Annotated in this window: 17 protein-coding genes; 6 read left to right on the forward strand and 11 right to left on the reverse strand. The window is 37.3% G+C overall.

Translation table 11 applies throughout. The features are described 5' to 3' along the window. Position 1: 1 nt before the first annotated feature. From AC23ME_RS14845 to AC23ME_RS14895, 11 genes are all read right to left on the reverse strand, one after another. A complete protein-coding gene (locus AC23ME_RS14845) occupies positions 2-1,144 on the reverse strand; it encodes a carboxypeptidase-like regulatory domain-containing protein (RefSeq protein ID WP_487728559.1) in 1,143 nt (380 codons plus the stop codon). Between the two features lie 18 nt (positions 1,145-1,162). Continuing rightward, entirely contained in the window at positions 1,163-2,338 is a 1,176-nt protein-coding gene (locus AC23ME_RS14850; protein WP_487728560.1) for a carboxypeptidase-like regulatory domain-containing protein, read from the reverse strand. 60 nt (positions 2,339-2,398) lie between these two features. Further along, on the reverse strand, positions 2,399-4,534 hold the full coding sequence (rnr, locus tag AC23ME_RS14855; protein ID WP_487728561.1) for a ribonuclease R: 2,136 nt from the start codon (positions 4,532-4,534) through the stop codon (positions 2,399-2,401). A 147-nt stretch (positions 4,535-4,681) separates the two neighbouring features. After that, positions 4,682-5,890, reverse strand: a complete 1,209-nt coding sequence (locus AC23ME_RS14860; protein ID WP_487728562.1) for a hypothetical protein — start codon at positions 5,888-5,890, stop codon at positions 4,682-4,684. A gap of 176 nt (positions 5,891-6,066) precedes the next feature. Beyond that, a complete protein-coding gene (locus AC23ME_RS14865; RefSeq protein ID WP_487728563.1) occupies positions 6,067-7,773 on the reverse strand; it encodes an ABC transporter ATP-binding protein in 1,707 nt (568 codons plus the stop codon). 128 nt (positions 7,774-7,901) lie between these two features. Further along, a complete protein-coding gene (locus tag AC23ME_RS14870; RefSeq protein ID WP_487728564.1) occupies positions 7,902-8,615 on the reverse strand; it encodes a 3'-5' exonuclease in 714 nt (237 codons plus the stop codon). A gap of 304 nt (positions 8,616-8,919) precedes the next feature. Beyond that, the gene (locus AC23ME_RS14875) at positions 8,920-10,311 is read right to left on the reverse strand and encodes an arginine decarboxylase (protein ID WP_308848226.1); all 1,392 of its coding nucleotides are present in this window, start codon (positions 10,309-10,311) and stop codon (positions 8,920-8,922) included. Positions 10,312-10,734: 423 nt separating this feature from the next. Next, on the reverse strand, positions 10,735-11,289 hold the full coding sequence (locus AC23ME_RS14880; protein ID WP_487728565.1) for a fasciclin domain-containing protein: 555 nt from the start codon (positions 11,287-11,289) through the stop codon (positions 10,735-10,737). A 191-nt stretch (positions 11,290-11,480) separates the two neighbouring features. Further along, on the reverse strand, positions 11,481-12,134 hold the full coding sequence (locus tag AC23ME_RS14885; RefSeq protein WP_487728566.1) for a hypothetical protein: 654 nt from the start codon (positions 12,132-12,134) through the stop codon (positions 11,481-11,483). A 17-nt stretch (positions 12,135-12,151) separates the two neighbouring features. Continuing rightward, positions 12,152-13,072 carry a citrulline utilization hydrolase CtlX gene (gene ctlX, locus AC23ME_RS14890; protein ID WP_487728567.1) on the reverse strand — a complete coding sequence of 307 codons (921 nt, stop codon included), beginning with the start codon at positions 13,070-13,072 and terminating at the stop codon, positions 12,152-12,154. A 50-nt stretch (positions 13,073-13,122) separates the two neighbouring features. Then, complete coding sequence (locus tag AC23ME_RS14895) at positions 13,123-14,574, reverse strand: arginine deiminase family protein (RefSeq protein WP_487728568.1); 1,452 nt, start codon at positions 14,572-14,574, stop codon at positions 13,123-13,125. A gap of 623 nt (positions 14,575-15,197) precedes the next feature. Between AC23ME_RS14895 and AC23ME_RS14900 the strand changes: the two genes are divergently transcribed. The 6 genes from AC23ME_RS14900 (at position 15,198) to AC23ME_RS14925 (ending at position 24,002) form a co-directional block, all read left to right on the forward strand. Further along, positions 15,198-16,871 carry a glycoside hydrolase family 28 protein gene (locus AC23ME_RS14900; RefSeq protein ID WP_487728569.1) on the forward strand — a complete coding sequence of 558 codons (1,674 nt, stop codon included), beginning with the start codon at positions 15,198-15,200 and terminating at the stop codon, positions 16,869-16,871. Between the two features lie 3 nt (positions 16,872-16,874). Further along, positions 16,875-18,809 carry a glycoside hydrolase family 88 protein gene (locus AC23ME_RS14905; RefSeq protein ID WP_487728570.1) on the forward strand — a complete coding sequence of 645 codons (1,935 nt, stop codon included), beginning with the start codon at positions 16,875-16,877 and terminating at the stop codon, positions 18,807-18,809. An 81-nt stretch (positions 18,810-18,890) separates the two neighbouring features. After that, positions 18,891-19,940 (forward strand): pectate lyase, encoded by a 1,050-nt coding sequence (gene pelA / locus AC23ME_RS14910; protein WP_487728571.1) that lies wholly within the window; start codon positions 18,891-18,893, stop codon positions 19,938-19,940. Between the two features lie 37 nt (positions 19,941-19,977). Beyond that, a complete protein-coding gene (locus AC23ME_RS14915; protein WP_487728572.1) occupies positions 19,978-21,957 on the forward strand; it encodes an alpha/beta hydrolase family protein in 1,980 nt (659 codons plus the stop codon). Positions 21,958-22,225: 268 nt separating this feature from the next. Beyond that, positions 22,226-23,323: a hypothetical protein gene (locus AC23ME_RS14920; RefSeq protein ID WP_487728573.1), complete on the forward strand. Its 1,098-nt coding sequence runs from the start codon at positions 22,226-22,228 to the stop codon at positions 23,321-23,323. A 13-nt stretch (positions 23,324-23,336) separates the two neighbouring features. After that, positions 23,337-24,002 (forward strand): DUF4397 domain-containing protein, encoded by a 666-nt coding sequence (locus tag AC23ME_RS14925; protein ID WP_487728574.1) that lies wholly within the window; start codon positions 23,337-23,339, stop codon positions 24,000-24,002. Positions 24,003-24,371: the final 369 nt, after the last annotated feature.

The raw sequence follows: 24,371 nt of genomic DNA on the forward strand, positions 1-24,371 counted from the left end.
ATTATTTCTGTTTCCCAAAAGCTGACTTACTTTCGATTACCTTAGTAAAGTTTTCTTCTAAAGGTGTTTGTCTCATAATAGGATTGTTTTTCCAAAAATCAAGATCGTAAGGCTTAGTTTGTTTAATTGCCTTGCTTTTTTCATTGTATTTTTGATCTTTTAGTGTCTCGTTAAGCTCATAAAATAGAAAAAGTGTATTGCTTTCGACTTTATTTTTTCCTTTGCTATTTCTTAAATCTATAGACATCTTAGTTGCTATACTTTGTATTAAAGGAACTGTTGAATTAAAATGAGCAAATATAATTGTAATGGTTCGCTGCATAGGGAACATTTCTAAATTTTCATTAGATTCTGACGGAATGTAAAGATTTTGAAAGCCTATATCCACGCGATAAATTTTATGGTTATTCATACCAACATAATATATACTGTTAGTATACGGACCGTTTGATTTTCCGACATATTTACAGAAAATTACTGCGATTCTTTGCTCTTCATGCGCAATGTATTGTTGAGTAGTTATTTCATAATCTTTGAGCTGTGCCGGAGACATGATTTCCTTATTTAGGATTGGCGCAAATTCATAATTAGAACTAATTTGTATATTTTTTGTAGACACTTCGAAATTAGCGTATCTATTCTGCTTTGCTATCCATCCTACAACCTCTTTAGGATTCATCTTAACATCTAGGAAAACTTCGGATAGATAATAGGGCTCGTTATTAATTGAATGAGTAATTCTGGAAAATGCGTTTCCGTAAAACATTTCGTTTTCACGTAATTTGAATTCATTTAAAGCAGCCGTTAATAAACTTCGTCCTGTAAGTTGCTCTATATTTAAAACTTCTAACTGTAGTTGCGCTGGTATTAACTCGATAATAATGTCTTCGCTGTTTTTTATGGTTTGCTCAAATGTTTTATAGGTTACGTGGCTAAACCTAAGTTTTGCAGGGAGGGTGGTTAAATTTAGCTCAAATTCACCAAAATCATTACTAGCGATCATCTTGTTGCTGCCAATAAGCCCAATTGACACAAAGGGGACAGGTTTTTTTGTATTAGCGTCGATGATTTTTCCGTTAAGCTTTTGTGCATAACTTAGGGGAATACTAAAAAATGATACAATGAAAATGACGAAGTAGCGCATATCTATAAATTAATATTTTTATGGATCTATCATAGTGCCAAATGCCGATTTGCTTTCCATCATTTTAATGAAAGTATCTTCTAAAGCAGTTTGCTTTACAATGGGATTGTCTTTCCAAAAATCTGGTTGGTAGGCAATCGATTCTACAATGGCTTTGTCTTGGACCTTTCTATTTAATTCGGTGAATTTTTGAGTTTTTAAATTCTTATCCAATTGAAATACGGTTAGCAGAGAGCTAATAACAGGGGTTAGGGCTCTGCCTCTAATATTTAAATTGAGATATAACTTTGAAGAGATGCTTTCTAAAACTGGGATATCAGTTTTAGCACCGTTGAATGTTGCTATTGTGGTGCCTGCAGGTGGCATTTTAGAAGTAACATTAATAGTCATGGGTAAATTGAAAATACTGTTCTCCAATCTGTAAACCTTTGTATCTTCTACACCAATGTAATATGTAGAGTTGATATAAAAATGTTTCTTGCTGCCCTTATATTTACAAGAAACAACTGCAATATCCTGATCTTTTTGTTCGATATATTTTTCAATTGTAATTTCGAAATCTTTGAGGTTTTTTAAGGTCACAAACTTTCCTGATTTTCGATCTTCGAATAGATAGCCAGCTAGTGCAAAAGTGAGGTAAGATTGATTGCTCATAGAGAAGGAAACGCCTTCGTTAAGTTCGGCAAATCTACTCTGTTTAGCCAGCCAGCCTTTAACTTTTGATACATTAAATTCAAGATCATAAAATAGCTCGTAAATCTGGCTTGGTTTGCCATTAATAGAGGTCAATTGTCTGTAAAAAGCATTGCCATAGAAACTTTCCTTTTGAAATTGAGTAGCTTTTTCTAGTGCTGCTTTCACCAATCTTTGTCCACGATAAGGATCGACTACTACTGTTTTAAGATTAATAGCAGCAGGTTTTAGTTTAACGAATAAATTATTGGCAGAGTTTATTTCGTTTTCTAGCAACAAATAGCTGACGTGACTATACCTTAATTTAGCAGGTAGATTAACACCTTTAACTATAAACTCACCTACATCATTAGTAACAGTACTAATGTTTGTACCTACAATGCCAATAGAGACAAACGGAATTGCTTCTCCCGTAGTTTCATCTACAATTTTACCTTGTATGGTTTGAGCCTGTGCAGCTACACCAATCATCAGTAAAAGAAATAAAAAGTAGTGGCGCATATAAATTGTTGTATTGCTGTATTGTTATAAGGTTAGAAACTGCCAATCGGATGCTGTTTTTTAATCCTGAATTAGTGAGAAATCTATCTGACGTTTAGATAAATCAACCTTTTTAACTTTAATCTGAACTTCATCTCCGAGTTGGTATTTACGTTTTTTACGCTGCCCAATAATACAGTAATTCTTTTCATCTAGCACATAAAAGTCATCACTAATATCACGTAGACGTATCATCCCTTCGCACTTATTCTCTTCAATTTCTACATACATTCCCCATTCGGTAACGCCAGAAATAATGCCGGTGTAAATAGATCCAATGTTGTCTTCTAAATACTCGGCTTGCTTATACTTCACCGAAGCTCTTTCTGCATCTGCAGCACGTTTTTCCATTGCAGATGAGTGCACACTTGCTGCTTCATATTCTTCTGCATTGGCCGATTTGCCACCATCAAGGTAAAGCGCTAGTAGGCGATGCACCATTACATCGGGGTAACGGCGAATAGGAGAGGTGAAATGAGTATAGTAGTCGAATGCTAAGCCATAATGGCTTGTTTTCTTCGTAGTATAAATTGCTTTTGCCATTGAACGAATGGCCAAAGATGTAAGGATATTTTGCTCTTTCTTACCTTCTACGTCATTCATTAAAAAATTTAAGGATTTTGCAATGTCCTTGTCTGATTTGGTATTGATTTTATAACCAAAACGTGAAGCGAAAGTGGCGAAACTGGTCAGGTTTTCCATATTAGGCGAATCGTGCGAACGATAAACAAAGGTGTATTTCTGCTTGCCTTTCCCTTTTTTTGCAATGAATTCGGCTACTTTTTTATTTGCCAAAAGCATGAAATCTTCAATAAGTTTATGCGCATCTTTACGTTCTTTCACGTAAACTCCAATAGGCTTACCGAAATCATCTAGTTTGAATTTAACTTCGGTACTTTCGAAACTGATAGCACCATTTTTAAATTTAGCATCTCTCAATATGTAAGCCAGTTCATTCAGTTTCAGTATTTCTTCTACATAATCACCAGTTTTGGTTTCTATCACCTCTTGTGCTTCTTCATAAGTAAAACGTCTATCAGAATGGATCACTGTTCTTCCAAACCATTGCTCTATGATGTTAGCTTCGTCATCCATTTCAAATACAGCTGCAAAACACAGCTTATCTTCATGCGGACGAAGTGAACAAACACCGTTACTTAACCGCTCTGGTAACATTGGGATCACTCTGTCTACCAAATACACCGAAGTAGCTCTATGTTCTGCTTCTTTGTCTAAACTGCTGTTTGGCGTTACATAATGTGAAACATCGGCAATATGGACACCAATTTCGTAATTGCCGTTATCCAGTTTTTTGAAGGAAATGGCATCATCAAAATCTTTCGCGTCAATTGGGTCTATAGTGAAAGTAATGGTATCTCTAAAATCTCTACGACCTGCCAGATCAGCTTCACTTATTTGCTCGGGAATAGCATTCGCTTCTTTTTCTACTTCTGACGGGAAACTTAAAGGAAATCCGTATTCGGCCAAAATGGCGTTCATTTCTGTGTCGTTTTCGCCTTGCTCGCCTAAAATATGTATAACTTTTCCTATTGGATTTTTTGCTCCCTCTGGCCAGTCTTCTAACGCAACTTGTACTTTCTGACCATTTTTAGCTCCGTTTAAATCTCCAAGTGGCACAAAAATATCATGCAACATTTTTCGATCGTCAGGAATAACAAATGCAAAACGTTCAGACACTTTGGCTACGCCGATAAAATCTGTTTTTGCTCTCTTAATGATTTCTACAATCTCGCCCTCATTTTTTCTGCCACTTTTTTTCTTGGCAAATACATAAACCTTTACCTTATCGCCATGTAAAGCATTTTTTAGCTTTCTAGGGGCAACGAAAATATCTTTCTCAAACTCGTCATCAGGTACAATAAATGCAGAACCATCAGCGGTCATATCAACCGTTCCTGTTAGAAAAGTTTTTAGATCCTTCATTTTGAACTTACCTCGCTCTCGTCTAACAAATAAACCTTTTTCGGTTTGTTCAATGAGAACTTCAAGTATTGTATCTATAGATGCTTTATCATTTAAATTTAAACGGCTAGCTACCTGCTTATGGTTAAGAGCTATATTCTTGTTTTTTTCAAAAACATCGCTTATTAGCTGAGTGAGAACTAGTTTGAATTGTGCGTTCTTATTTTTTGCCATAATCGTTTTCCAATTGTACCGAAGATAACAAATGTTGGCGTAGGAATGTGTTTTTTAAGGCAAATAAATGCATTCATCATCATGCTTAAATGCAAAAAGAGCCCCGAATAAATTCGAGACTCCTTCAAAAAAATTACCAATTATCCGTTAAGATTTTTTCAGATTGAAAACATAAGTTCCTCTACTTCCGCAAGCTACAAAAACATAGCTGCCTGCAATTCTAGAGCTAATTACGTTGAAGTTTCCACCAAATGTACTTTGGAAGTGCGTCTTAGCAATTACTTTGATTTTATTGTTTTCAATTTGCGCTACCACTAGGCTGTTGCCAGTAGAAACGTATATTTTGTCTGCTACGATAGATATCGAATTTACCCAGCCACCAACATCTACTTGGTCTAGTAGTGCATTTGTAGCTTTATCTACGTGAATTAGATAATAGTTGTTACCGAATAAGAAGTTTCCATTAGTTAAAGCAGCTACAGATCCGATACCAACATTGTTGCTAGGAATTGGCCAGTGTGTATAATTGCCTTCTGCTGCAGTGTTTGCATCAAAAGTAGCATAGCTATATCCGTTTGTAGCAATGATATCACGGTTAGAAATAGCGATAGATCTTGAACCACCATAAGGTTGGAAAGCGGTTCTGCTAGCTTTTTGTCCGTTGAAAGAAATTATGCTGATACCACCATTTGAAGAAGATGCAGCATATAATTTTCCATTATATTCGTTGTATTTTACGTCTTTTGTTGAATAACCCTCTAGACCTACTGCTTGAGGCTCTGATAAGCTGCCGCCATTAGTTTTAACGATACCAACTACCGCGGGAGCAGGGTATTTATATCTTTCGTAAGTTTTTAAGTCCATACCTAAGTAAAGGCGGCCACCACCGTTGTTGATACAAGTAATATCTGCATCTGGCGTACTAACCGAAGCAACTAGTTGTGGGCTTCCAGATTGGATTTGGATAACATCTACACCGCCACCATAAGCAGCACCTGGAGTTTGATAAGCAATAGCATAGTTGTTGCCATAAGCAGAAACTTCTAACGCACTTAAAGGATTGTTGTTTGCACCCATTTGAGGCTCAATTTTTCCTTTGTAAACTAACTGAAAAGGAAATGCTGTAGCAGTTGCCTCTGTAGTTCTTCCTGAACCATTGGTTTCGGTTGCAGCTTGAAAGTTTAAAGTTACACCTTCGTTAGTCAAATCTACACGGTTAGAAGAGGTAGTGTTATCAATTTTAATGATATTCGCTGCTTCATCTTCCTGCACTACTTCTTGCGTTTCTTTTTTACAAGAGTAAATTGTTGCTGATAATAAAAGTGCTGCAACTAATAAATACTTGTTTCTTAACATCTTTTTTAAGTTTAATTTACATTGCTATATCGAAAAATTATACCAAAAAGGAGTAATGATGAAAAGTGCTTTTAAAGTAGCTTTAAAACGGTTTTATAAAACTATAAGTTGTGGAAATGGGAATTTAAAATGTGGAATTACTCTTTTTTTGAGTAATCAATTCCCCGTTTTTATCACTAGAAATTTCCCGGTATAGCATCAATTAATTTTTGGGTGTAAGCAGCTTTCGGATTTTTATAAATCTCTTCTGGAAATCCCTGTTCTTCTATTTTCCCTTTGTTCATGATAATCATTCTATCGGAAATGTGTTTTACCACAGCAAGATCATGAGAGATGAAAATGTAGGTCAATCCAAATTCTTCCTGCAAATCTCTAAGCAGATTTAATACTTGCGCCTGTACCGAAACATCCAAGGCAGAAACAGATTCATCGCAGATGATGAATTTTGGTTGGAGCGCCAAAGCTCGGGCAATTACAATACGTTGACGCTGACCACCAGAAAACTCATGTGGGTAGCGATTAAAGTGCTCTGCACCTAAGTTTACCTTTTCTAAAAGTTCTACTACATGTGCTTTTCGCTCTGCATCATTAGCATGAACGTTATGGACTATCAAGGGCTCCATAATAGATTGCCCAACGGTAATTTTAGGATTTAAAGATGAGTAGGGGTCTTGAAAAATGATCTGAATATCTCTACGTAGTTTCCTGAGCTCTTTTTTATTTAAGTGGGTGATGTCGTTGCCGTCGAATATTAACTGACCAGACGTAGGTTCTACCAAACGTAAAATGGTGCGTCCTAAAGTCGTTTTTCCACATCCAGATTCGCCTACTAGACCTAAAGTCTCACCTGGAAAAACCTCGAAAGAAACTTGGTCTACCGCTTTTACATAATCATGTGTTTTACCAAATAATCCTTTTTTAATTGGGTACCAAGTGCATAAATTATCAACTTTTAAAATAGGCGCCTGCTCATATAGTTTTGTCCTTCGATGATCAACTTCTTCTTGCGTAAAAGCATTTGCTTCTAAAAGATGCTGCAAACCAACTTCTCTATCTTCATTTAAAAAGTCGGCTACGGTAGGCAACTTTTTGAGTAATCTTTTTGGCGATGGCCTGCAAGCTAATAAACCTTTGGTATAGGGATGGCGAGGGTTTTCGAACAATTGTGCTGCAGTTCCTTGTTCTACAATATCGCCTTTGTACATCACCAAAAGCTCATCGGCAATTTCACTCATTAAGCCTAAATCGTGAGAAATGAAGATCATCGCCATGTTACGTTCGGTTTTTAAGCGCAGCAATAATTGCAGGATTGTTTTTTGAACAGTAACGTCGAGAGCCGTTGTGGGTTCATCAGCAATCAGTAGTTCTGGGTTACAGCTTAAAGCCATTGCAATCATTACCCTTTGCTTTTGTCCGCCAGAAAGTTGGTGCGGATAACTCTCAAAAATATTCTCCGGACGAGGCAGCTGCACTTCCTTAAACAAAGCAATGGTCTGTTCTTTGGCAGTTTGTTTATCCACCTGTTGGTGCAACATAATGGCTTCCCTAACTTGCTCGCCACAGGTAAAAACTGGGTTTAGCGAGGTCATTGGTTCCTGAAAAATCATGGCTATTTTGTTGCCACGATATTTCCTGATTTCCTGGTCGCTGAGATTGAGTAGGTCTACTGTATCTAAATTAATTTCTCCATCTATCTGCGTGTTCTTGCTATCGTGCAAGCGCATAATTGAAAAAGAGGTAACCGATTTTCCTGATCCCGATTCACCAACAATGCCTAAAACCTTACCTCTTTCGAGATTGAAACTTACTTTATGAACGGTTTCTAACCAAACTTTGTCTTCTTGGTTATAAAATTTTACGGCAAGGTCTTTTACTTTCAGCATTTATCAAGCGGATTTAATCACATAGACACATAGCATTATGTTTTTTAAATTGAAATTCATTAAAATTTGATGAATTTGAAAATGCTATCGATTTTGAAACCTATGTTCCTATGTGTTTCATTTTATCTTTACTTCACTAAAGTAATATTTTCTTGCGTAATTATCGGTAATCCTTTAAAGCGTAACAACAATTGTGCAGTAGTAACTACATCATTTTGGCAATACTTCGTAATTCGAGCTAAATCTTTTTGTTGGTAATAAACATCTTTCACCTGACTGCCATCGATATCGTTTTTGGGAGTTGGTAAATCAAATATCGCTGCAAGCAAATTTAACGATGTGTAGTTTTTATAATCGCCGAATTTCCAAAGTTCCATCGTATCTAAGTGGTGAATTTCCCAAGGTTTTTTGCCTGCTAGTTGCAGTTGAGTAGGAATAGGTAAACCGTTAATTAGCATTCTTCTGCATAAATAAGGAAAATCGAATTCTTTACCATTGTGCGCACAAAGCTGCAAGTTTTTAGTTTGCTTGTTCAGTAGGTTGATGAATTGCTTCAATAGGATAGTTTCGTCGTGGTGTGCAAATGAACGCACTCGCAAATGAATTTGCTTACGTTCTAAATGATAGATGCCTACGCTAATGCAAACTATTTTTCCAAACTCTGCCCAAATGCCAGCTCTGTCGTAAAATTCGTTAGCAGTTTGTCCGTCTTTACGCTGATATCTACTTTTCAGTTCCCATAAATCTTGTAAGTGTGGTGGTAATTCATCGAAATTTTCCTTCTGCGGAACAGTTTCAATATCTATTACAAAGACATTGTTCAGTTTAAGGTCTTTTAGCATAGGATGTAGGATAGATGTATATCCAAATTAGTAAATTTTTCTGAACTACTTCACATTATTATCCCGCAGATTTTCGCTGATGTTCCCGCAGATTTAAGGAGATAAATTTTAATGAATAAAAAAATAACCACCTAAGACACCAAGCACACATTAGTTTTAATTAGTATTATTCTCTACCAGATTTAAAGTATAACCCTTAAATGAACTTATATGCCTTATATGGTCAGCCTTAAACCAAAAAATCCCTTCCATAACGGAAAGGATTAATTTATGCTTGACAACCCCCCCTTTAGGGGTTGGGGGTTTAAACGTAACCTAGAATTTTAAGTACCTGCTTACTATTTTGCTCTTCGCCAAAAACCTCAAAGTTGAAAGTCTCATCGCGGTTTCTACGAATAATCACATGTTTCGGACTAGGTAATAAACAGTGATGAATACCACCGTAACCACTTAAAACCTCCTGATAAGCACCAGTATTAAAGAAACCTAAATACTGCACCTTACGGGTTTTAGGCATAAATACACTATTCATGTGCGCCTCTTGGTTGTAGTAATCTTGCCCATCGCAGGTAATGCCACCCAAGTTTACACGCTCATATTCAGCATCCCAATTGTTGATAGGCAACAGCACATATTTTTGGTTCAACGCCCAAACATCCGGTAAATTAGTAATGAAAGAACCATCCAACATCAACCATTTTTCACGGTCGTTTTGTTGTTTACGGCCCAATACTTTGTATAAAATACCAGATGCTTCAGCCACAGTGTATTTACCAAATTCAGTAATAATATCTGGTTCAACTACATCGTGCTCAGCACAAATTTCTTTGATACGTTTTACAATTTCGTTTACCATGTACTCGTAATCGAAATCGAACACCAAACTATCTTTAAATGGCATACCGCCACCAATATCTAAAGTATCTAATTCCGGATTGATTTTCTTGAATTTGCAATATAAAGTCACATACTTCTCTAGCTCATTCCAGTAATATGGCGTATCAGAAATACCAGAGTTAATAAAGAAGTGCAATAATTTTACCCTAAAATTCGGGTTTGCAGCCACTTTGCTATTGTAAAAATCAATCACATCTTCCATACGCACACCTAAACGCGACGTATAGAATTGCGAATCTGGTTGTTCCTCAGCAGCAATACGGATACCCAAGTTACAAGGTGTATCCATCTCAATTTCATCGTCGTAAAGGTTAAATTCCTCCTTGTTATCCAATACCGGAATGATGTTTTTATAACCATCGTGCAACATATCTATAATATATTGCTTGTATTGGAAAGTCTTGAAACCGTTGCAAATAATGGTCGTTTCTTTAGTAAGGTTGCCCTTTTTCTCCAAAGCCTCAATCATTGGCATATCAAAAGCCGACGAAGTTTCTAAGTGGATGTCGTTCTTTAAAGCCTCTTCAACAATATGCTTAAAGTGCGAACTTTTAGTACAATAGCAATATTTGTAGTCGCCACGGTAATTATTTTTGATAATAGCCTGTTGAAACAACAATTTTGCCTGCTGAATTTTCTTGCTCACCATAGGTAAGTAAGTGAAACGCAAGGGCGTACCATAGGTTTCAATCATTTCCATCAAATTTAAATCGTGGAAATATAATTCATCATCTATAATGCTATAGCCCTCTTGCGGGAAACCAACACTCAGATCAAGGAATTCTTCGTAACTCTGCATTGTCTAAAAATTTTTGCAAAAATGTAATTAATAATCGAGAAAAATGTAGCTTCAATAACATTTTTATATTAACTCTAAAAAACAGCTTTAGTTTTTACTTTTTCTAAAGTCTAGCGAAGATTTCTAGTCGTTGTAATTATTTGATTTACTTTGTTTTATATTTAAGTTGTTCAATTTCAAATACTTTTGCTCAAAAACTAATATTACCAGAATATTTTAGGATGTTTTAGGCGTATTTGCTGTTGTTGATTTTGAAAATCAGTTGTAGTATCATTTAAGTTCCGAAAGTCCCGCTTTTTGTTACAAGTCCCGATAAAATCGGGAGCTTTCCACTTCAATCGGGTTTAATTAACAAAATGATATGCTATAAACTTTGTCAATCTTACAGGCATATCGCACATCAAGATTGACAAAGTACTTTATTTATTTCGGAAGCAGCACATCGTTAATTACATGTATTACGCCATTAGATGCTTTTACTGTCGAAATAATTTCGCTGCCGTTTACGTAATTTTTACCATCCTTTTGGGTAATTTTAACTTTACCACCAAATACCATATCATACTCCAAGCCATCTTGAAACAAAACGCCATCTAGTACGCCAACATAAGTATGATAACCTAGTATATTACTTAAATCATCTTTTTTCTCAGGTTTTAACAAATCTTCCACGGTTCCTTTTGGTAGCTTTTCAAAGGCTGCATTTGTTGGCGCAAAAACTGTAAACGGACCAGCGTTGCTTAAGGCATCTACCAAGCCACCCGCTTTAACAGCAGTAACTAATGTCGTAAAGTCAGCGCTTTTTGCTGCCACTTGAACAATGTTCGGGTTAGAAACATCATCAACAACCGCCGACTGTCCGACGCTATTTTCTGAAGTGCTGGAATTGTTTGATGTTTCAGTTGTGGTTTCAGACTGGCTGCTGGTACAAGCCATAAGAAAGGTTGCGGCTACAAGAGCAAATAGATTTTTTTTCATGATGCATAATTTTATTACTAAAATATTCTCGTTTAGTAAATAAAAGTATGATTTCAATCATCTCATTACCATTGATTTAAAATAGTTTTAAGGGCTGATTTTTTGCGTGTTGAAAAGCTGTTGAATATGAATTGAAGTGATGAGTCGTTAAAATTTAATCAATCTTACGAAATCAATAAGAATGACAAAATTTAAATCACATCGAACTTTTTAGCATTGTTGTAGTCAATAATAATTGCTCTGATATTTTTAAATTTCGTTTCACCAATTTTTTCTACAATTTTTGGCTTATCAGCAAAAGCCTCGCTAAGTATATTTTTGTAGTTGCTTTTGGTTATTTCAAAAGTTGCTCCGTCTTTTTCGTACATTATCTTTTGGAAGCCACTTATAATTCGTCCTTCTTTCCACCCGAGATTATTTGTAAATGCAGGTTGCGAACCTCGAGAACCCATTACTGGCGATACTCCAACCGTCATCGTTGGTGCAGAGTTTCTTTCAGGGAAAGTTTTATAGTATAACTTAATTTTAGCATTTTCCGAAGCTACTATTGCTAGGTAAAGACCTTTACCTATTTTTCCAGTAGATTGAACAGAAAGGCTATCATTACCTTTTATAACAACTACAGATAAAAAATCTTCGAAGTCTATTTTTTCTACTTTAGCGTTTTCATCCTTCTTGAAATAGATTTTACTCTTATATTCGGGTTTTGCGTTGACAAGTCCTGAAATTTTTTCTCCATTTTTATTGTAGTAATAGCCAGCGGAATAACTTCTCCCAAATAATTGAGCCTTAACTTTTAAATGACAAGCTGTTAATAGTAAAGAAGCGATAATAAGATGTTTCATTTGAGTTTGTTTATGATTTAAATTTCAGTTTTCAAAGGCAAATGTATCTCCGCTAACATGCACCTCGCACTACCGCCACCATTTTTTTCAATGGTATAAATAGGAGCAGTTACAATTTTTGAAAAAGCAGATAGCGCAGTAATTTGTGTGCCATGTAGGGCTTTCAACGCTTGCTCCGACATTACCAATAAACTCTCACCATCCTTATTCTCTACTTCAAGCATATTACCAGCAAAGTGATTCATTTGCTCGAAAGAAATATCAATTATGGTTTTGTTGGTAGTCTTGAAACTTTCTAGTACCGCTATTTTATCTTCCGTGTACTTAATGCTGTCCAAGCAAACCACGGCAAACTTTTCTCCAATACACATCATCACATTGGTATGGTAAATAGGGAAACCGCCTTCGTCTACCGCTTGAAATGCTACAACTTCGTAGCCACTCAACATTGCGAAGTTCTCCAAAACTTCTTTATCCGTGCGGACACTTAAACAAGCGTAAGCTATTTTGTTTGTCCTATCTAAAACCAAACTGCCTGTGCCTTCTAAAAACAATTGCTGTTGCTCAAAAAAACTCAAATCAGTTAAATGTGCTACTTCAAAAGTCTTTCCCAATTGTTCAATAATATCTTTTCGGCGTTCCAACCTTCTATTTGGCGAATGCATCGGATACAGAAAAACCGAACCATCGTCGTGGAAAGAAACCCAGTTGTTAGGGAATATCGAATCCGGCGTTTCTGGGTCAAGTGTATCACTGATTACAGTAACATCAACACCAATCTTTCTAAGGATATTTACGAAACCATCAAACTCGGACAAAGCCTGCTGCTGAACATTTTCTTGCTCGCCAGCAACCTGAAATTTATTATCGCCAGCTGTTTGATCGTTAAATTTAAAATCAACCGGGCGTATCATTAAAAGGTGGGAAGTTGTCTGCATTATATCAATTTACGATTTTAGATTTTAAGACTCACAATTTAACAATTAACCTAAATTTCATCTCTCAACAGCGGCAAGCTCATACAATGGAAACCGCCTCTAGCTCTAGACAATTCTGCCGATGGCATCAATACTAAAGTGTCTGTTAAGATATCAGCGTTAACCTTCTCGTTTTCTAAATCTTGTATCAAATCTTCAACTTTTACTACGCTAAAACCTTGTGCTTTAAAAGCCTCAACAGTTTTATCATTACGGTCGTAGCCTAAAACTACACCTTCTTTAATAGCTAAAAGGTTGCAAGAGTCTGTCCATTGTTCTCTGCTGTCGTAAGGGAAAACGTTACCGCCGCTGTAAATGATTTTAGTAGGCGAAGTGCTGCCCAAATCATTTCTACTGATATCATCTAACAAAGCCTCCACATGTTCAAAAGTTTTTGGCTGCCCGGGCTTGTTTTTATGAAACTGGATTGCAGTTGTAGTCTCCAACTTCTCGGGTTCTTTTAAGAAATGGATTGGCTCCGTGGCATCATAAACCGGACTATGCGCAATGCTGTGCAAAATTACCCAAGTATCTCGTTTCACCTGCGTAAAAACCGTGTCTAAGTGCATGTAGTCACGCTTGGCAGGAATTTTCACTACTGTTACTTTTTCTACCACGTTGTGCTCGAACAATAATTTAATCGCTTCGTTAGCACCTTCTTCAGATGTACGCTCACTCACGCCAATCAGCACATGGTTTGGAGCTACCATCATCACATCGCCACCTTCTAAGGTAGTACGAAACTCAGGTTCATCTCCCGGGCGCAAAAAGTGCATCGTAGGGTCAGGAATTTCTATGATGTTGTCTCTGTAAACCTTAAAAAACGGATGATTAAAGAAAATATAACGCATCAATAAGGTTTCACGCACACGAGCTTTTTTAGCTGGTTTATTCAATAGAATATGATTGTTAATGGTTGTGCCAACATCCCTAGTGAAAATCAGATTGGGGATAGGAGCAAAAATCATCGTGTCATCTGCCGTACTGCCCGAAATAAACGTTTCTGCCAATTCTTTTGGATCAGTTGCCGTAAGCTTCAACTGCAGTTTGTAAGTGCAGCCTTCAATGGCACAAACCGCGGCGGTTAACTTCTTGCGGATGTATTCATCAGCTAAAATATCGGCCAATAAATTCTGCAGCTCCACCACATTTTCAGAGTTGTGAAAATTCGGGTGGTTTGGCTTGTAAAAACCTCTATTTGCGGCTTCGCTGTCTATTTCTGTAAGTTTTCCTTTAATCTTCTGCGGATCAAGGAAATACATCAGCAACTTGGTGTAGTAATCGTATTCGTCTTTTCTAATCGTGTCTAGGTGTACAATATCTTCAAAAAGCCAATCTTGCGCTTTAGAAGGCACCACTTTGCCCAATCCGCTATCTGGACTGTGCACCAATAATTTTCTCAATCTTCCAATTTCGGTAGTAACGCCTACTTTAAAAACGCTCTCAAGTGGATTTTTATGCATGTTCATATCATTTTGGTGTTGCTACAAAACTATTCTTTTTTTTGAAAGGCGCAAGTTGGTTCAATAGTCCATTTGTTCACAACTTCATTAGTGTGGTTTTTTGAAAAGCAATAGAGGTGCTAGTAGGTAAATTTAGTCCCGCTTTACACTGTAGCCCTCGTTCGCTATCGCTCTCTCGGGGCTGTCGTTTCAATCGGGTTTGGTTAACAAAAAACTGCCTTACTATGTACCAACCTAAAAAGTCGCCAAGACCCAACTTTGTATTAAATCTGTCGTAAAAGTTTTTTTGCAAGGCGCACAAGGTTTTAAACACAAGCTTTTGTATCATAAACCCGATTGAGCGGATTAGCCCGCATCCCGTCCCGATAAAATCGGGATAATCGGGAGCGGCTATGAGCGAAAGCGGGACTGGGCGGCTGCCAAAAGCACAGAAATTTGATTTTCTAAAACTTAAAATTGTAATGACACCTTAAAAATTGAAACACTTGTAACTTATTGTTTACAAGCTGTAAATTGGGAACGTTTGCATAGTTATTTTCGGTGTTTTAGTTCGTTTACTGCGCTAAACTGTGTAGACTTGTTATCGTTTCAATAGATAACCATTTATAAATACACACATGAACATGAAGAAAATTGTTGCTTCAATCTTTGCTCTTGCTCTTGTTGCGCCAATGATTTCGCAAGCACAAAAGGGCGCTAAGAAGGCATACTCTTTTGATAATTTACCGGTGGTAGCCCAAACTTCTTTCAAAAAAGATACTTTTAATATTGTGAATTACGGCGCCAAAAGTGACGGTGTAACTTTGGTAACCAAAAGCATTAATGATGCTATTGTGGCTTGTAATAAAAAAGGCGGCGGTGTAGTTTTGGTACCTAAAGGTTTATGGGTTACTGGGCCTGTTGAGTTAAAAAGTAATGTTAACCTACATTTGGCACATAACGCAATTTTACAGTTTACGAGAGATTTTAGCCAATACGCTTTAGTGCAAAGTAATTGGGAAGGCTTGCCGCAAATGCGAAACCAATCGCCATTATGGGCTACCAACCAGACTAACATTGCCGTTACTGGCTATGGTATTGTAGATGGTGGTGGCGATGCTTGGCGTTTTGTTAAAAAAAGCAAGTTGACCGTAAGCCAGTGGAAGAATTTAGTTGCTTCTGGCGGTGTGTTAACTGAAGACAAGAAAACTTGGTATCCTTCGCAGAAAAGCTTGGAAGGATCGAAAATAAAAGGAAATCCAGGCGAAATTCGTGCTGATAAAAGTGCCGAGCACTACGATTCGTTAAAAGATTTCTTCCGTCCGAATTTGTTGGTTTTTACCTCTTGCAAGAAAGTATTATTGGAGGGCGTTACGTTTCAAAATTCGGCAGCTTGGAACATTCATCCACTGATGTGTGAAGATGTGACTATTAGAAATGTTTATGCTAAAAATCCTTGGTATGCACAAAATGGTGATGGTTTGGATATTGAATCTTGCAAAAACGTGTTGGTAGAAAACAGCACTTTTGATGTAGGTGATGATGGTATCTGTATTAAATCTGGACGTGATGCTTGGGGCAGAAAACGTGCAATGCCAACTGAAAATGTAATTATTCGCAACAGCACTGTTTACCATGCACACGGCGGTTTTGTAATTGGTAGCGAGATGAGCGGTGGTGCTAAAAATATCTTTGTGTCTGATTGTACTTTTATTGGTACTGATATTGGTTTGCGTTTCAAAACTACACGTGGTAGAGGCGGTGTGGTAGAAAATATCCATATTAAAAACATTAACATGATGGATATTCCGGGAGAAGCCATTTTGTTTGATATGTATTACGCAGCCGTAGATCCAATACCTTTGGTAGGTGATAAACGTGATGCACCAAAAGTGGAAACATTGCCTCTTACGGAAGAAACCCCAGTTTTTAAAGACTTTTTTATCAATAATGTGGTTTGCGATGGCGCAGATAAAGCAATTTTTGTTCGTGGTTTGCCAGAAATGAGCATTGCCAACATCAATTTAAATAACATTAACATTAAGTCTAAGAAAGGAATTGATATCCAAGAGGGTAAAAATATCAACTTAAATAATGTTAAATTGACGATTGAACATGGCAATCCGCTAATCAATATCCAAAACGGAAATGACGTGAACTTGAAAAATATAAGTTATAATAGTGCCGATTTATTGTTCAGAATTTCTGGAGATAGAAACAGCAATATTAAAACCGCTGGTTTAGACGTTTCTAAAGCACAAAAGCAGGCCGAATTTTTAGCTGGTGCGCAAGAAAAATCACTACAGATTAATAAATAGTACATGAATAAAATCTTTAAATATAGCATTTTAGCATTTTCATCGACGGCTTTATCGTTTAGCGCAGTGGCTCAAGTGCAACCTCTGTCTCAGCAAATGGCGGCTACTGTAATGGAAATTTGGAAAGATTCGTTGAACCTAAATCCAGCTAAACCAAAAAGGGTAAAATGGGCTTATGACCAAGGTGTAGTTTTAGAAGGAATAGAGGGAATTTGGAAACGTACTGCAAACGGCGAATATTTTAATTATATGCAAAAAAGCATGGATTTTTTTGTCACCAAAGATGGAGAAATACAGCGCTATAAGCAGGGCGATTACAATATCGATAATGTTAAAAATGGTCGTACGTTGCTGACTTTATACAAAGTAACGGGTCAGAAGAAATATTTTAAAGCAGCTACCACACTTTGGGAGCAATTGAAACAACATCCACGTACTAAAGAGGGTGGATTTTGGCATAAGAAAATTTATCCATACCAAATGTGGTTAGATGGTTTGTACATGGGGCAACCTTTTTATGCGGAATATGCCGCTTTAATTAAGGAAGATAAAGCATTTGATGATATCGCCAACCAATTTGTGTGGATGGAGAAAAACTCAAGAGATGCTAAAACCGGCTTAATGTACCATGGTTGGGATGAATCTAAGGCGGAAGCATGGGCTGATAAAACCACGGGCCGATCGCCAAATTTTTGGGGCAGAGCAATGGGATGGTACGGTATGGCAATGGTTGACGTGTTGGAGAACTTTCCTGAAAACCACCCACGTAGAAAAGAAATCATCGGTATTTTAACACGTTTTGCCAATGCGGTACAAAAAGTACAGGACCCTAAAACGGGTTTATGGTTCGATATTTTAGATAAACCTACAGCTAAAGGGAACTATGTAGAGGCATCGGCATCGAGTATGTTTCTGTACGCCATTGCCAAGGCAGTGAGAAATGGATGGTTGCCTGCATCGTATTTTACAATTGCAGATAAAGGTTATAAGGGTATCCAAAGGGAATTTGTGCAGCAAGATGCGCCGGGTAGAATTAGTTTGAAAGGTACGGTAGAAGTATCTGGCTTGGGCGGTAAGCCATATCGTGATGGCAGCTACGAATATTACATCAGCGAAAAAGTAATTACCAACGATCCGAAAGGTGTAGGTGCATTTTTGTTGGCACTAAACGAAATGGAAATTGCTGCAATGCCGAAGCCGGGCAAAGGTAAAACAGTTGTGTTGGATTCGTACTTTAACAACGAAGTAAAGAAAGACCAAAGCAATAACGACCAATCTTGGCATTACAAATGGGACGAACGTCCAAATCCAGGTTTTTCTTTTTGGGGCGATCAGTTTAAAAATTCAGGATTTAAGTTGAGTACTTTGTATCAGGCGCCAACCTCGGCAAATTTGAAAAATGCTTCGGTTTACATCATCGTAGATCCAGATTTTGAAAAGGAAAATCCTAATCCAAAATTTGTTTCTGCTAACGATATCAAACAGATTGAAACTTGGGTTAAAGCTGGTGGCGTTTTGGTGTTGATGGGTAACGATGCAGCAAATGTGGAGTTAACGAATTTCAATAAGTTGGCCAATGTGTTCGGAGTTCATTTTAATGGCGATAGCAAAGGTACAGTGCCAGTTGCAGCTAATTACGAAACCGCTAAGGTAGTTGTGCCGGCTGGCAATGCAATTTTCAAACCGAAGGATTTATTCATTAAAGAATATAGTAGTTTGAAACTTTCTGGTGCTGTAAAATCTATTTTAAAAGATAAAGATGGTGACGATGTAATGTCGGTGACCAAGCATGGTAAAGGCACTGTATTCGTAATTGGTGACCCTTGGTTGTACAATGAATACGTAGATGGTAGAAGACTTCCTTCGAACTATAAAAACTACGAAGCAGGACAGGAATTGGTGAATTGGCTATCGAAACAGGCGTTAGCTAAGAAATAGGAAATTAGCTACAGATGCACAGATGGTTTACTTAAATCCATTGCAAATTTTATCTGTGCATCTGTGGCAAAACAATCGGCAATGAAAAATATCATCAACACCCTTTTAGTTTGCGTTACGTTGTGCGGCTGTGCTACAGCACAAAATGTTTCACAAAATGCTACAAAAACCGAAGTAAAAGTTGATACCATTGCTGAGAAAATGTTGGTGTATCAACTAAATAGTGGAGGTTGGCCAAAGCAGTTGGAAGACAAGAGTGTAGTGAAATACGAGCTTCCTATCACGGATGCGTTATTGGAGAAAATCAAAGCTACTTCTCGGTTACATGCAACTATTGATAATGCAGCGACTACGAGAGAAATTAATGCTTTGGTGCTGGCTTTTAAAAACACAGGAAATCAGGCTTATTTAAGAGCAGCTGAAAAAGGCATCGATTATTTGCTGGAAGCACAATATGCTAATGGAGGTTGGCCGCAATATTATCCGGATAAAAGCAGCTACCGAGCAGAAATTACGTACAACGATAATGCAATGATCAACGCATTGACAGTGATGCTAAACATTGTTTACAAAGCGAACGGGTTTGAATTGGTAGATGCGAAGTATCTCCCCAAAGCTGAAGATGCGGTGAAAAGAGGTATAGATTGTATCTTGAAGACGCAGTTTGTGCAAAATGGCAAACCAAGCATTTGGGCTGCACAGTATGATGAAAATAAGTTAATTCCAGCGAAAGCCAGAGCATTTGAACCAGCATCATTAAGTACGGGCGAGTCGGTAGGTGTGGTGAGGTTTCTAATGAAGTTAAAAAATCCTTCAGTAGAAGTTAAAAACGCTATTGCAAACGCAGTGACTTGGTTTGAAAGTACAAAGATTGTGGGTGTGAAATATGATAAAATAGCCGAAAAGGATAGAGGTTTGGTGAAAGATCCTGAAGCGGTGAGTTGGGCCCGTTTTTACGATTTACAAACCAATAAACCAATTTTTGGTGATCGTGATAACTCCATTAAAGACAAAATAGAAGACATTAGCCAAGAGCGTAGGTACGGTTATGCTTGGTATGGCACTTTTGCCCAAAACTTATTAGCAAAGGAATATCCAAAGTGGTTGAAAGCGAACGGGGCTAACCAGTAATCTCCGTTATTCCTAACGATAAGAGGAATCTAACAATATGCTGAGAAATGTTTTAATCTTCCTGTTCAGTTTTTTGAGCGTTAATTCTTTCGCCCAAAAACAGTACAACGTATTAGATTGGAAAGCTGATGTAAGCTTAAATACCTATTTGGTGCAACAAATGCATCAACAATATGATCAACGCAGAGCTGATTTGAATAATGCGTTAAATTCAAAGCAGCAAACACTTGCCTATATAAATGCAGTTGCAAAAAATGCAAAGCAAGTCTTGGGTAAATTACCTCAAAAAGCTGAATTGCAGCCTCAAGTTACAGGAGAAATCAACCAAGATGGCTATCGAATAGAGAAAATCGTTTATCAAAGCTTCGAAAATCACCATGTAACAGCGAATTTATATGTGCCAAAAGGAAATGGTAAGTTTCCTACTGTACTACTTTTCTGCGGTCACGAGGATGTTTCAAAAGCGACAGAAAGTTATCAGAAAACGGCCATCCTTTTGGCTAAAAATGGTTTCGTGGTTTTTGTGATCGATCCAATTTCGCAGAGTGAGCGGGTGCAGTTGACTGACGAAACCGGTAAATCCTTGACACGAGGCTCTACCACAGAACATACTTTGCTTAACCTTTCGTCAAACTTGTTGGGGACTTCGGTTGCTGCTTACGAATTGTTCGATAATCAACGTGGTTTAGATTACTTGGTAACAAGAAAGGAAGTGGATGCCACAAAAATTGGCGTAATGGGCAATAGCGGTGGTGGTATGCAAACTATTTATTTCGCTGCGATAGACGATAGAGTGAAGGCAATTGTACCATGTAGTTATCTGGCAAGCAGAGAAAATACTTTGGCAACCACAGGTGCTGCAGATGGTTGTGCGCAAATTCCGAATGAGGGTGCGCAATTGCTGGAAATGAGTGATTACCTCATAGCTGCGGCTTCAAAACCTACATTGATTTTAGCAGGACGTTACGATTTTATAGATTACAATGGTACCCTGCAATCTTTTGATGAACTTAAAAAAGTTTATGCTAGTCTTGGCGAGGCTGATAAAATATCGTTGTTTACCTACGACGACGGGCATGGAATTTCCAAACCAAAAAGGGAAAGGGCTGTGCAATGGCTTCGAAAATGGTTCTACAACGATGATAAAACTATTGTAGAGCCTGAGTTGAAAACACTTACAGATCGAGAACTTTTTGCAAGCAAAAGGCATAAAATAAACCTAAGCTTTTCAAACGAGGTTAACATTCAACAACAAAACGAAAGGCTGTTCACTGCATACGCAGATAGCAGAGAAAAGTTTAAAAAACTGAGTTTGGTAGACCGAAAAAAAACCATTCAAAAGCTATTAAATATTAGCACAAAAGAAAGTAAAGTTGAGGTTGAAGAATTTGGACAGGTTCAAGCTAAATTTGCCTCTTTCCACAAAGTGATTATCAGAAAAGATAACGAAGTGCCGATGCCGGCTTTAGTTTATTATCCTCAAAAAACGGCTAAAAAAGTAGTGATTTGGATAAGCGAAGATGGAAAGAATAAACTGATAGATAGCCTAGGTTTGATGCAGCAGTACATTGATCAGAATGATGTGGCTGTAATTTTTGCAGATGTAAGAGGTACAGGCGAAACTGCTGATAAATTGGAACTGAACGATCCAAAATATTTCAGTAAAGATTACCGAAATGCAATGTTGGCATTACATATTGGCAAGCCTTTGCTGGGCCAGAGAACTACCGACGTTTTTTCACTGCTCGATTTTGTAGCTCATAACGGTCAATTTAAAAATGCTGCTTTAGAATTGAATGCAAAAGGGAATATTGGTTTGGCAGCTTTAAATGCTTCACTATTTCGTGAAAACATCATCAATTTAAACTTGTACCAATGCTTAGAAAGTTATCAGCAAATACTGCATCAGCCTTTGGTGAAAGATAGGTATAACTTGGTAGTTCATAGTTTGTTGTCGTATTACGATATTCCAGATTTAGTACAGTGGACAAAAGTGCCAGTTACGTTTTGTAACTAATTGCGTTTGTGGCGAAACACAGGTAAGATTTTGCTAAGCGCAAAAGAAACGTTGTATAATAAACCCTATTGTAGCGAGCACGTAGTGGCAAACCTATGTGTTTGCCAACGCAGTAAAGCGAAAAGAGGGGCTACGATAGCCAAGAAATACTGACGCAGATTTTCCTAAAAAAGCAATTGTAATTTGTGCTTGAATTGTTAATCAGAAAAAAATCAATTTTATTTCGAGCCTTCTTGCACTAGAAACAGTCTATATTTAAAACTTATAGATGATGACCACTAAACTAAAGCCATTGCAGGTTTACTTTGTTTTGCCTGCTTTGTTAATTTTCGCTTTCGCTTTTAAAAATAGCGATAAAGTAAACGACAAGCTGTTTAGCTACGAGGGAAAAACCTATAAGCCGGGCGATACGGTTTATGGCTTCAAAAACTACACAAAATTAATAGTTGGCGATGATGATGCACCCTTGTTGTTGGGCGTTCCTCACGATGGTGTGGCGATAGGAAATCCGGAAATTCCAGAAACTGGAACTACGGGAAGAGATATCAACACCTTGCCGCTGGCCTTTGAAATAGCAGCTAATTTTAGGTCGTCTACTAAAAAGAGGGCGTGGATTGTGATTAATACTATTGGAAGGAAAAGGGTAGACCCAAATACGTATCCAAACGAAGTAGATAAAAGATACACCAACGAAGATGCGAAAAATACGTATTTGAGTTATCATAATTTGCTAAAAGCTGCTCGCGAAAGAATGGCTGAAACACAGAAAAATGGAAAAGGAGCATTGTTTTTAGATTTGCATGGGCAGGCGCACACCTACCAAAGTGCACAGCCTTATATTGCTGTAAACGGCAAAGAGTTAAGCAGTAGATTTATTGATCAAACGGAATTAGGTTACGGTTTAAGTGCAACTGCTATTTCGCAGAGCGATGAATATCTGGATAAACTAGCGGATTCTTCTACTATTGCTGCGATAGCAAGAGCAAATCCGCAGGTGCCATTTTCTCAGCTGATAAGAGGACCGCACAGTTTTGGTGGATTGTTGGAAGCTGAAAAGGTAATTGCAGTGCCTGGTACTAAAATCAAAACTTTAGAGGCTAATGCGGAACTTTTTGGCACTGATGCGAAAGGCGAGGCCAAAAAGCGTCCATATTTTAATGGCGGATATTGTACTAGAAAATATGGTACTGCTGTTTATGGTGCAACAAAAGGATATAGAGATAATATTTCGGCAATACAAGCAGAAACTCCGGGAATTACTGTTAGAAATAACGAGGCTATTAGAGAGATTTCTGCAGAACGATTTAACAGGGCAATTATAAATTTCCTTAATAAATGGTATGGATATAGTTACAAAAGCAGATAATCGCTAATACCAGATGAGCAAAAAACTAAGTCTATTTTTTATACTTATTACTTTCGCCAGCCTATTGGCTTGCAAAAAGGATCAACCTGTTATGGAAGAAGGGAAGGCACGGGTGCGGTTTGTAAATACCTACCTTAATTCCGATCCGCAAGAGTTGTATCAGGAAAATAACAAACTTACATCGCAAGCCGTAGCTTATGGCACTTACAGTGGTTATGTAGAAGTAAATTCTGGTAGAAGTATTTTTTGGTCTAACGGAGCGGTGGAGAACAAAGCGACAACAGCGATAGAAGCTGTGCTTTATAGTGATAACACTTATACGCTATTGTATTACCAAAATGAAAGCTCAAAGCCATCAATTGTGGGATACATTAATCAAGCTAATGCGCCTTCGGTTGGTAAATTTAAAGTGAGGTTTGTTAATTTAAGTGTGATGTTTAATGCAAAGCCTTTGGTAGTTAATGCCAATAATAATGCTATTGTAAGTGCTTTGAATTTTGGTGACAATCCGAGCTATGTAGAACTGGCATTAAATACAGAACTAAAGGTAAATGTAAAGGATAATACTAAAGTTACATTGATGGATGTAACTAAATTTCGAGAAGGAAAAAACTACTTGGTATGGTTTGATACACTTGATGGAACAGAGGTGTCTTATCATATTATCCAAGAAAATTAAAATTAATTAATCGCTCTAAATTAAACCGTTACTTATTCAGGTGACGGTTTTTTTTATGCGTAAAATTGGGGAATTGTACTACCGCTGATACGGTATGATTAGCATTGCTTTGTAAGCTTATTTGTGTAAAATAATTCCCAATTAATATTGCTTTATTGTTAATTTTAAAATAACTGTAGAAAATATTTCGCTGTTTGGGAAATTAAATTTATTTTCGAAACAATAATTCCTACAAGTTGTAGTTCTTGTAGTTTTTATTACCCCAAACACAATAATTGAAATTTGCGTACCCCTGTAGTTTTATGGCTTTAGAAATGAGTTCATTACATTACGCTGTAAAGAGATTTTGATAGCCTATGCACCGAACGT

The sequence above is a fragment of the Pedobacter sp. T50_32 genome, assembly GCF_057652195.1.

Excerpts from the sequence above, each read along its gene's own strand:
- AC23ME_RS14845 (WP_487728559.1), bottom strand. The coding sequence starts at position 1,144 with ATGCGCTACTTCGTCATTTTCATTGTATCATTTTTTAGTATTCCCCTA.
- AC23ME_RS14870 (WP_487728564.1), bottom strand. The coding sequence starts at position 8,615 with ATGCTAAAAGACCTTAAACTGAACAATGTCTTTGTAATAGATATTGAA.
- AC23ME_RS14850 (WP_487728560.1), bottom strand. The coding sequence starts at position 2,338 with ATGCGCCACTACTTTTTATTTCTTTTACTGATGATTGGTGTAGCTGCA.
- AC23ME_RS14920 (WP_487728573.1), top strand. The coding sequence starts at position 22,226 with ATGATGACCACTAAACTAAAGCCATTGCAGGTTTACTTTGTTTTGCCT.
- rnr (WP_487728561.1), bottom strand. The coding sequence starts at position 4,534 with ATGGCAAAAAATAAGAACGCACAATTCAAACTAGTTCTCACTCAGCTA.
- AC23ME_RS14880 (WP_487728565.1), bottom strand. The coding sequence starts at position 11,289 with ATGAAAAAAAATCTATTTGCTCTTGTAGCCGCAACCTTTCTTATGGCT.
- AC23ME_RS14925 (WP_487728574.1), top strand. The coding sequence starts at position 23,337 with ATGAGCAAAAAACTAAGTCTATTTTTTATACTTATTACTTTCGCCAGC.
- AC23ME_RS14900 (WP_487728569.1), top strand. The coding sequence starts at position 15,198 with ATGAAGAAAATTGTTGCTTCAATCTTTGCTCTTGCTCTTGTTGCGCCA.
- ctlX (WP_487728567.1), bottom strand. The coding sequence starts at position 13,072 with ATGCAGACAACTTCCCACCTTTTAATGATACGCCCGGTTGATTTTAAA.
- AC23ME_RS14905 (WP_487728570.1), top strand. The coding sequence starts at position 16,875 with ATGAATAAAATCTTTAAATATAGCATTTTAGCATTTTCATCGACGGCT.
- AC23ME_RS14895 (WP_487728568.1), bottom strand. The coding sequence starts at position 14,574 with ATGCATAAAAATCCACTTGAGAGCGTTTTTAAAGTAGGCGTTACTACC.
- AC23ME_RS14885 (WP_487728566.1), bottom strand. The coding sequence starts at position 12,134 with ATGAAACATCTTATTATCGCTTCTTTACTATTAACAGCTTGTCATTTA.
- pelA (WP_487728571.1), top strand. The coding sequence starts at position 18,891 with ATGAAAAATATCATCAACACCCTTTTAGTTTGCGTTACGTTGTGCGGC.
- AC23ME_RS14860 (WP_487728562.1), bottom strand. The coding sequence starts at position 5,890 with ATGTTAAGAAACAAGTATTTATTAGTTGCAGCACTTTTATTATCAGCA.
- AC23ME_RS14915 (WP_487728572.1), top strand. The coding sequence starts at position 19,978 with ATGCTGAGAAATGTTTTAATCTTCCTGTTCAGTTTTTTGAGCGTTAAT.
- AC23ME_RS14865 (WP_487728563.1), bottom strand. The coding sequence starts at position 7,773 with ATGCTGAAAGTAAAAGACCTTGCCGTAAAATTTTATAACCAAGAAGAC.
- AC23ME_RS14875 (WP_308848226.1), bottom strand. The coding sequence starts at position 10,311 with ATGCAGAGTTACGAAGAATTCCTTGATCTGAGTGTTGGTTTCCCGCAA.